Genomic DNA, 8,247 nt, shown 5'->3' on the forward strand with positions numbered 1-8,247 from the left:
CGGCCATCATCATGCCGTAGTGGTGCGACTGGTGGCAGTTGCGGTCCAGCAGCACGATGTCGCCGGGCGCCACCAGCGCCTGGGTGACGATCTTGTTAGCCGTCGATGTTCCGTTGGTGACGAAGTAGGTATGCCGCGAGCCGTACGCTTCCGCCGCGAGCTGCTGGGATTCACGCAGCGGACCGGTCGGCTCCAGCAGCGAGTCAAGACCGCCGCACGTCGCCGACGTCTCGGCCATGAACACTTCCAGGCCGTAGAAGCCGACCATGTCCTTGATCCAGTGCGAATTGACGATCGACTTGCCCTGCGAAATCGGCAGGGCGTGAAAGACACCCGTCGGCCGGTGGCTGTACTGCTTGAGCGCGCTGAAGAACGGGGTGCGGTAGCGCGCCTCCACGCCCTGCAAGATCGACAGGTGTAACTCGAGCATGCCTTCCCGGGCGTGAAACACCCTGCGGAAGTACTGACCCAGGCGCCCGGCGATGTCCTCCACCTCGATCTCGGTCATCAGGTAGAGGTCGAGCTCGGGGCGTAACTTCGCCATGGATGTGGCGAGGATTTGTGCGCGTTCCTCGGGCGAATAATGATCGGCCAATTCGTGCGACACCCCAGTGTCGACGAACTCCGACAAGGTTGACAGATCGCGGGTCGATTGGTGCGAAAAGCGCCGCCGGATCACCACGGCCTGCAGGTTCACGTTGAGCCGCGCCGCGATGAGAGCCTCGTCGCCGCTGGACACCACCACGAGCTCGTAGACGAATTCGTCGTCGGGGCGTCGCCATTTGCGAACCTCGTTGCGCAGCACCCGTTCCTGGTCTTCGGTCATCTTCTCGACGACGAGCACCTCGAAGTAGGGGCGGTCGCGCTCTGCTTCTGTCTGACGCTCGAGCTGACGCGGATCGGACGGAAACATGTCCAGCTCGTCGGCACCGGCGTTGTCGACGTCACCGGTGCGGTACGACTCCGTGGTCAGGGCGCGGTTGACCTGCGCCACCGCTTGTGCGAACTTGTCGTAGCTGCCGGCAGCAAAAAGCCGTTGAATCCGCGCGAACTGGGGAGAGCCGGGGTAGGCCCAGTAGGGCTCCAGCGTGCTCAGGCGCGTCAGTAACTCCTGGCAGCCGTTCACACACTGTTCCTTTAACGCTCCCGCGGTGTCCGGGCGCGTCAGCCGGTCAGCGGCCTCCTCCAACCGGCACCACGAGTCGCTGCGGACCTGCCACAGACTGTTGTAAGCGCGCAAATGTTCCGTCATGGAGGCCCTTTCGTCGAGTGAAGATTCGCAGACCCAGCCCGCCCCTTGGTGACCAGAAAACAAACAATGCCGCGTCCGTCGCGTGACAGCGGGAGCAGGTGACACTATTGGGCGTGAGCAGGCGATTTCGTGATGACTCAACCGGTTATCCACAGTGAGCAATTCATCCACAGTAGGCCCCCCTGGCCGGTCGGGACGTCGGACCGACGAGTCATAATCGAAAGCATGTTCGATGCAGCGCTGCCGGATCTTCAGGCCGTGTGCGGACTCGACGACGCGGGCCTGGTGGAGGTGATGCGAGACGCCGCACGGCTGGAGTCGGCGGTCATCGCGCGCAAGTTCGCCGCCGCGGCCGAGCTATATCACCGCCGGCTGGCTGAGCAAGACGCCGACGAGCGTGAGCAGTGGTGCGTCGACGGTTGGGAGCAAGTGGCCGCCGAAGTGGCCGCCGCGCAGGGAATCAGTCGCGGCCGGGCAGCCGGCCAATTGCGATACGGGTTGGCGCTCGCGGAACGCTTGCCGAAGTTAGGTGCCTTATTCGCCGCCGGTGACGTGGACTTTCGAGTGATCTCCGCGGTGGTTTTTCGCACCGAGCTCATGATCGATGACGATGCCTTGACCCGGCTGGACGGCTGGCTCGCCCGTGACGCGTCGCGTTGGAGCCGACGGTCCTACAGCAAAATCGTTGAGGTCGTCGACTACTGGATCCAGCGGTTGGAGCCGACGGCGGTGCGGCTGGCGCGGGAAACCGAGGAAAATCGCCACATCGGCATCTCGCCGTTGCACTCCGGGATGGCCGAGATATGGGGTGACGTCAGGGCGCCCGATGCCTTGGCTTTTGACCGACGGCTCGACGAGCTCGCGGCTACGGTTTGTTCTGCCGACCCGCGTACCAAAGCACAGCGCCGCGCCGACGCGTTGTCTGCCCTGGCGGCGCGGGCTACCGCGATGGCCTGCGCCTGCGGGTCGTCGGACTGTCCAGCGGCCGATCAGGGCGCCACGGTCGGGGATGTCGTCATCCACGTGCTGGCCGACGCTGCCACAGTCAGCGGCGACTCGACGGCTCCGGGCTACGTGCCGGGCTTCGGCGGGTTGTCGGCGGAGGCGGTGCGGCAGCTGACGACCTCGGCGAAATTACGCCCGGTGGTCCAGCCGAAGGATTGTGCGCCCGAACCGCGGTACCGGCCGTCTGCGGCGTTGGCCGATTTCATTCGCTGCCGGGACCTGACCTGCCGGTTCCCTGGTTGCGATCGCCCGGCTGAGTGCGCCGACATCGACCACACCGTGCCTTGGCCGCTAGGCCCCACGCATCCGTCAAACCTCAAGCTGCTCTGTAGAATTCATCATCTACTGAAAACCTTCTATAGCGGGGTCAATGGTTGGCGCGATCGTCAAGAACCCGACGGCACGGTGATCTGGACATCGCCAACCGGCCACACTTACACCACGAAACCCGTTGGGAGCCTGTTCTTTCCCGCGTTGGCCATTCCGACAGGCAAGTTGATGTTGCCGACGTGGACGCCTTCGACTACCGCAAACCGCGGACTCATGATGCCAGCCCGCCGGCAGACGAGATCCGCCGACCGCGCCGCTCGCAACAACTGGGAGCGTGGAATCAACGAAGCCCGCATCGCTGCGCAAGCGGCCCGAGAGGCTGCCCGGATCGCAGCTTGCAACGACCCGCCGCCCTTTTAGGCTTCAAGCCTCCTACGCGACTCGAATAGCAGATTCGACCTCGTCAGCGGAGAGCTCTTTGGTGCACAAGAACCAGTCCGTGCATTCGATGCCGTCAGCGCTTCCTTCCATGCGCGCTTCTGCAGCGCTGGATGAGCTGGGCGCCGCGAGGATAACGCGCTCACCAGGTTGCCAGTCCGCTGGAGTTGCGACGCCAAAATGGTCCGCAGTCTGCAAGGCCTTGACGACGCGCAGCAGTTCGCCGAAGTTGCGTCCAAGGCTGAGTGGGTAGTAGATAACGACGCGGATGGTGCCCTTGGGGTCGATAACGAAGACCGCACGCACCGCCTTGGTTGAAGCCTCGCCCGGCATGATCATCCCGTACTTCATAGCGACGTTCATCGAAACGTCTTCGATTACGGGGAAAGTGACTTCGACGTCTTTGAGATCACGGAAGGCGATCTTCTCTTTGATCCTGCGCAGCCAGGCGATGTGGCTGTAGAGCCCGTCGACGGATAGTCCCAGAAGTTCGGTGTTGTACGCGGCGAACTGTTGCTGCATCGAGGCAAATGTCATGAATTCCGTTGTGCAAACGGGAGTGAAATCGGCCGGATGAGAGAAAAAGATGACCCATTTACCGCGGTAGTCGGCGGGAAAGTTGACTTGACCCTCCGTAGTGACAGCGGTGAACGCAGGTGCTGGATCGCCGATTCGTGGCATGGGCGTTGTGGCGCAAGCCGCTTCGGTGGTGGTGGTCATAGCAACCGTCCTTCACATAGAAACACAACGGGTTTCACATATAAGCCCACTTGGAGAATGCAACGCGCCATGCGCTAGTGCATAGGGCCGTTGGTCACCGGATCGGGTAAGTCCGTGCGCTCCATGCGCGATCATGGTGAGAATCGTTGGGCTGCTGAGCCTTGGCGGCGGCCTTTTTGTCGGCGGTCTGGTCGCGCACGGTGGCTGTAGACGAGCACCCCGTCACGGAACGCCATGACGGTCGGAATGGACCGGATACCGATGATCGCAGCCAATTCCTGCTCAGCTTCGGTGTTGACCTTGGCATGCATGACATGCTCGGCATGGGCTACACCACCGAGCCTAGAAGTCGACCAGCATGATCGGGTTGCCAAGGATCGTCGATTCGAAATCGGCAATGGCGAGGTCTTTTACGGACATCCTTCGCATCCTCTCGCTGTTGTGGGGATAGGGCAGTCGGCAGCTCAGTCGGACGATGCCGATCCCGCGCCAGGTTGCGCGTCGGCAAATTCGCAGAAGGCGTCGTAAGCGCGGGCACCGTAAATGGTGGCCGGCCCGCCGTGCATGAGAAAGGCGACGCCGATGGCTTCCGCCGCCTCCTCCTTCGTGGCTTCCGCCCGGGCCGCCGCTTGGGCGTGTGAGGCTACGCAGCCGTCGCACCCCGCCACGACACCGATGGCCAGCGCGAGGAGCTCTTTAGTTTTCCTGTCCAAGGCGCCGGGGGTCAGCGCGGCGTTGCTCATCTCGGCGAATCCCCGGTACACGTCGGGGATCATCTTGCGCAGCGCGCGATGCTTGGGGTTGAGGTCGGTCAGTACGTCGTGATGGTGGGTGTGTTCGCTCATGCCTACTACTATAGCGATACCCCACGGGGTATTCTAGGTTGGCCGGCCACATACCCCAGGGGGTAACATGGCTGCAACAGGACATGGAGGGAAAATGACTGGTGACGAGGACAGCATCGCTGCGGTGCTCAATCGACTGCGGCGAGCTCAGGGACAACTCGCCGGAGTGATATCGATGATCGAGCAGGGACGTGACTGCAAGGACGTAGTGACCCAACTCGCGGCGGTGTCCCGCGCACTTGACCGAGCCGGGTTCAAGATCGTCGCAACGGGTCTTCGAGAGTGCGTCGCCGGTAGCAGCGCAAGCGGTGCGCCGCCACTGACCGAAGCCGAGCTGGAGAAGTTATTCCTGGCTCTGGCGTGAGCCATCGACATCAACGACAAGGTATGACAATGACATTCGGACTGACTGCTAAGTTGCACACCTCTTTCGAGCAAGCCGTCGAGCAGGCTACCCGGGCTCTGGCCGAGCAGGGTTTCGGCGTCCTGACCACGATCGACGTCAAGGCCACGCTGAAACAAAAGCTGGGGGAGGACATGGAGAATTACCTGATCCTCGGCGCCTGCAACCCATCCCTCGCGCATCGCGCGCTGAACGTGGATCGCCAGATCGGCCAGTTGTTGCCGTGCAACGTCGTGGTGCGCACCGATCCCGATGCGCCAGGCGACACGGTTCTTGTGGAAGCAATGGATCCGCAAATCATGGTGCGGGTCGTCGACCAGCCAGGACTGCGCGACGTCGCCGATCAGGCCACAGCCAAGCTGAAAGCCGCCATCAACGCACTCAACCAGACGGTTGAGGCGAAGTAGCTTGCGACCCTGAACCGTTACCGGACAGTCCCGGCAGCCTCGTAGTCGCCGCGTCCGCGTCCTCGCCCAGCAACAGGGATCGCACCAGTCGACGCGGTCCGAAGGGCCGAAGCATGTAACTGGCCGGGCGTGGCCGCACTCGTTGGGGCCACCAGAACCAGCGTCCGAGCAGCGCGGCGATCGATGGTGTCATCAGCGAGCGCACAATCAGGGTGTCGAACAGCAGTCCGAGGCCGATTGTGCTGCCGGCCTGGCCGATGGAACGCAGGTCACTGGCGACCATGGACATCATGGTGAAGGCGAACACCAGGCCCGCCGCGGTGACAACCCCGCCCGTTTCGCCCATGGAGCGGATGATCCCGGTCTTCAATCCCGCGCGTATTTCCTCCTGGAACCGCGAGACAAGCAGCAGGTTGTAGTCAGATCCGACGGCCAGCAGAATGATCAGCCCGAACACCGGCGCGATCCAGTTCAAGTCCAGGCCGAAAATGTGTTGCCACACCAGCACTGAGAGCCCGAAGGCAGCACCCAGCGAGAGCAACACCGTGCCGACGATCACCAGTGAAGCCACCAAAGCCCGGGTGATGATCAGCATGACGGCGAAAATCAACGTCAGCGCCGCGATTCCCACGATCAGCAAGTCGTATTGGGAGCCCGACTGGATATCGCGGTATATCGCCGCCGTTCCGGCGAGGTAGAACCTGGCATCGGTGAGTGCCGTTCCCTTGACCGCTTGATGCGCGGCATTGAGCTCCGGCTTGACGGCGGAAATGCCCGCCGCAGTCGCCGGGTCGGCGTCGTGGGTGATGATAAACCGCGCGGCCTTGCCGTCCGGCGATAGGAAAAGTTTCAGACCGCGCTGAAAGTCGGGGTTTTGGAACGCTTCCGGCGGCAGGTAGAAGTAGTCGCCGCTCCTGGAGGCGTCGAAGGCCTGGCCCATCGCGCTCGCCGTATCGGTCATCTGGGCCATTTGCGTGACCAGTCCCGAGAAGCTGCTGTGCATGGTGAGCAGGGTCCCCTGCATGGACTTTGCGACGGCGATGATCGGCGGGAACTGGGCGAGCATCTGCGGCAATATCGCGTCGATGTTGTTCATGTCCTTGATCAGCGTGCTCATGTTGTCGCTGAACTTGTCCACACCGTCGATCGCCTCGAACACCGACCTGGCCGCCCAGCAGACGGGAATGTCGAAGCAGTGTTGTTCCCAGTACAAATAGCTGCGGAACGGTCTCGCGAAATCGTCGAAGTCCGCCAGATGGTCTCTCATCTCGTCCAGCGTGGACTGCATGTCGTGCATATCGCCGACCATGCGATGAGTCGTGCTGCTCATCTGACCCATCAAGTCCCGCATGCGCTCCATCGACCCGATCATGGAACCGAGGTCGTCGCCCATCGTGAGCATGTCGGCTGTCCGGTCCCTCATGAATTGAAGGTTTTCCCGGATCGGGATCGATTGGGCGCTGATCTGGAAAGGTATTGAGGTGTGCTCGATCGGGCCGCCCAATGGCCGGGTGATGCTTTGCACCATGGCGATTCCCGGCGAACGAAAGACGTCTTTGGCGAGCCTGTCCAGGATGATCATGTCGCCGCTATTCCGCATGTCGTGATCACTCTCGATCATGAGGATATCGGGATTCATTGTGGCGGCGGTGAAGTGGCGCTCTGCGGCCGCATATCCGACATTCGATGGCAGGTTGCGGGGTATGTAGAAGCGGTCGTTGTAGCTGATCTTCATGCTCGCCATGATGAGGATGCCGACGACGGCGATGGCCAGCGAAGCCGCAAACACCGGACCGGGCCAGCGCACGGTAGCGGTGCCGATGCGCCGCCACCCGCGCGTCTTGATCATCCGTCTGGGGTCGAGCAAGCCAAACCGAGTGGCCACGGCGACAACGGCCGGCGCCGCGGTCAGTGCTCCCGCGACGACGACGATCAGCCCCAGCGCGGACGGAATGCCAAGCGCCTTGAAATACGACAGTCGCGCCAAGTGCAGGCAGAACGTCGCGCCGGCGATCGTCAGCCCCGAGCCCAAGATGATGTGAAAGGTGCCGCGGAACATCGTGTAATAGGCAGTTTCTCGATCCTGGCCGGCCTGACGAGCCTCCTGGTAGCGACCGATGAGAAAGATCGCGTAATCCGTTCCCGCTGCGATCGCCAACGAGGACAGCATCGCGACGACGAATGTCGAGAACCCCAACAAATTATAGTTCCCAAGAAGCGCGACAAGCCCTCTGGCCGTGCCCATCTCGAAACCGACCGTGACGAGGACCAGAAGCACCGTGCTGATGGAACGGTAGGCGATGAAGAGCATGATCATGATGACCACGCCCGTCACGCCCATCATTTTGAACATGCTTTTGTCGGCGGCCTCGTTCATGTCCGTGGTCAGCGCCGCCGGACCGGTGGTGTATACCTTGAGCCCCTTGGGCGGCGCTGATTTGTCGACGATCTCGCGTACCGCTTTGACGGACTCGTTTCCCAGGGTGCTGCCCTGGTTGCCGGCCAGATTGAGTTGGACATAAGCTGCTTTGCCGTCCCGGCTCTGGGCACCGGCGGCAGTGAGCGGATCTCCCCACACGTTCTGGACATGCTGCACGTGCTTGGGGTCGGCCTGCAGCTCTTTCACCAAGCCGTCGTAATAGCGATGTGCTTCCTCGCCGGGTTGTTTATCGTTCTCCAAGACGATCATCGCGATGCTGTCGGAATTCGACTCGTGGAACTGTGCGCCAATGCGTTTCGCGGCGATCATCGCCGGCGCATCTTGGGGCGACATTGTCACCGCGTGGTTTCGCGCGACCGACTCGATCGGCGGCACAAGCACGTTCAAGGCTACGGTCAGCAGCAGCCACGCAATGAGTATCGGCACGGCGAACCTGCGGACGAACCGCATGAATTTCGGGCGGGCTT

The 8,247-nt window shown here is 62.2% G+C and carries 6 protein-coding genes and 2 pseudogenes; 3 read left to right on the forward strand and 5 right to left on the reverse strand.

The window, feature by feature from the left end; genetic code table 11:
- Positions 1–1,252: pseudogene (locus ACLQI9_RS26425) on the reverse strand (ornithine decarboxylase); the annotation flags it as partial.
- 225 nt (positions 1,253–1,477) lie between these two features.
- On the opposite strand from ACLQI9_RS26425, the gene ACLQI9_RS26430 reads away from it, so the two are divergent.
- Positions 1,478–2,947, forward strand: coding sequence for an HNH endonuclease signature motif containing protein (locus ACLQI9_RS26430; protein ID WP_442375909.1), 1,470 nt, complete (start codon positions 1,478–1,480; stop codon positions 2,945–2,947).
- A 12-nt stretch (positions 2,948–2,959) separates the two neighbouring features.
- Here the strand turns inward: ACLQI9_RS26430 and ACLQI9_RS26435 are convergent, their stop codons facing one another.
- The 3 genes and pseudogenes from ACLQI9_RS26435 to ACLQI9_RS26445 form a co-directional block, all read right to left on the reverse strand.
- Positions 2,960–3,685 carry a peroxiredoxin gene (locus ACLQI9_RS26435; protein ID WP_442375908.1) on the reverse strand — a complete coding sequence of 242 codons (726 nt, stop codon included), beginning with the start codon at positions 3,683–3,685 and terminating at the stop codon, positions 2,960–2,962.
- Positions 3,686–3,888: 203 nt separating this feature from the next.
- Positions 3,889–4,105: pseudogene (locus tag ACLQI9_RS26440) on the reverse strand (thioredoxin family protein); the annotation flags it as partial.
- A 44-nt stretch (positions 4,106–4,149) separates the two neighbouring features.
- Complete coding sequence (locus ACLQI9_RS26445; RefSeq protein ID WP_442375907.1) at positions 4,150–4,530, reverse strand: carboxymuconolactone decarboxylase family protein; 381 nt, start codon at positions 4,528–4,530, stop codon at positions 4,150–4,152.
- Between the two features lie 94 nt (positions 4,531–4,624).
- Between ACLQI9_RS26445 and ACLQI9_RS26450 the strand changes: the two genes are divergently transcribed.
- Together ACLQI9_RS26450 and ACLQI9_RS26455 are read left to right on the forward strand one after the other, a co-directional pair.
- Positions 4,625–4,894 carry a metal-sensitive transcriptional regulator gene (locus ACLQI9_RS26450; protein ID WP_442375906.1) on the forward strand — a complete coding sequence of 90 codons (270 nt, stop codon included), beginning with the start codon at positions 4,625–4,627 and terminating at the stop codon, positions 4,892–4,894.
- Positions 4,895–4,923: 29 nt separating this feature from the next.
- Positions 4,924–5,340 carry a DUF302 domain-containing protein gene (locus tag ACLQI9_RS26455; protein ID WP_442375905.1) on the forward strand — a complete coding sequence of 139 codons (417 nt, stop codon included), beginning with the start codon at positions 4,924–4,926 and terminating at the stop codon, positions 5,338–5,340.
- On the opposite strand, the gene ACLQI9_RS26460 is transcribed toward ACLQI9_RS26455, so the two are convergent.
- On the reverse strand, positions 5,315–8,247 hold a 2,933-nt coding region (locus ACLQI9_RS26460; protein ID WP_442392402.1), incomplete at its 5' end, for an MMPL/RND family transporter. The genes ACLQI9_RS26455 and ACLQI9_RS26460 overlap by 26 nt on opposite strands.

This window comes from Mycobacterium sp. (assembly GCF_052143115.1).
Taxonomy (GTDB): Bacteria; Actinomycetota; Actinomycetes; order Mycobacteriales; family Mycobacteriaceae; genus Mycobacterium.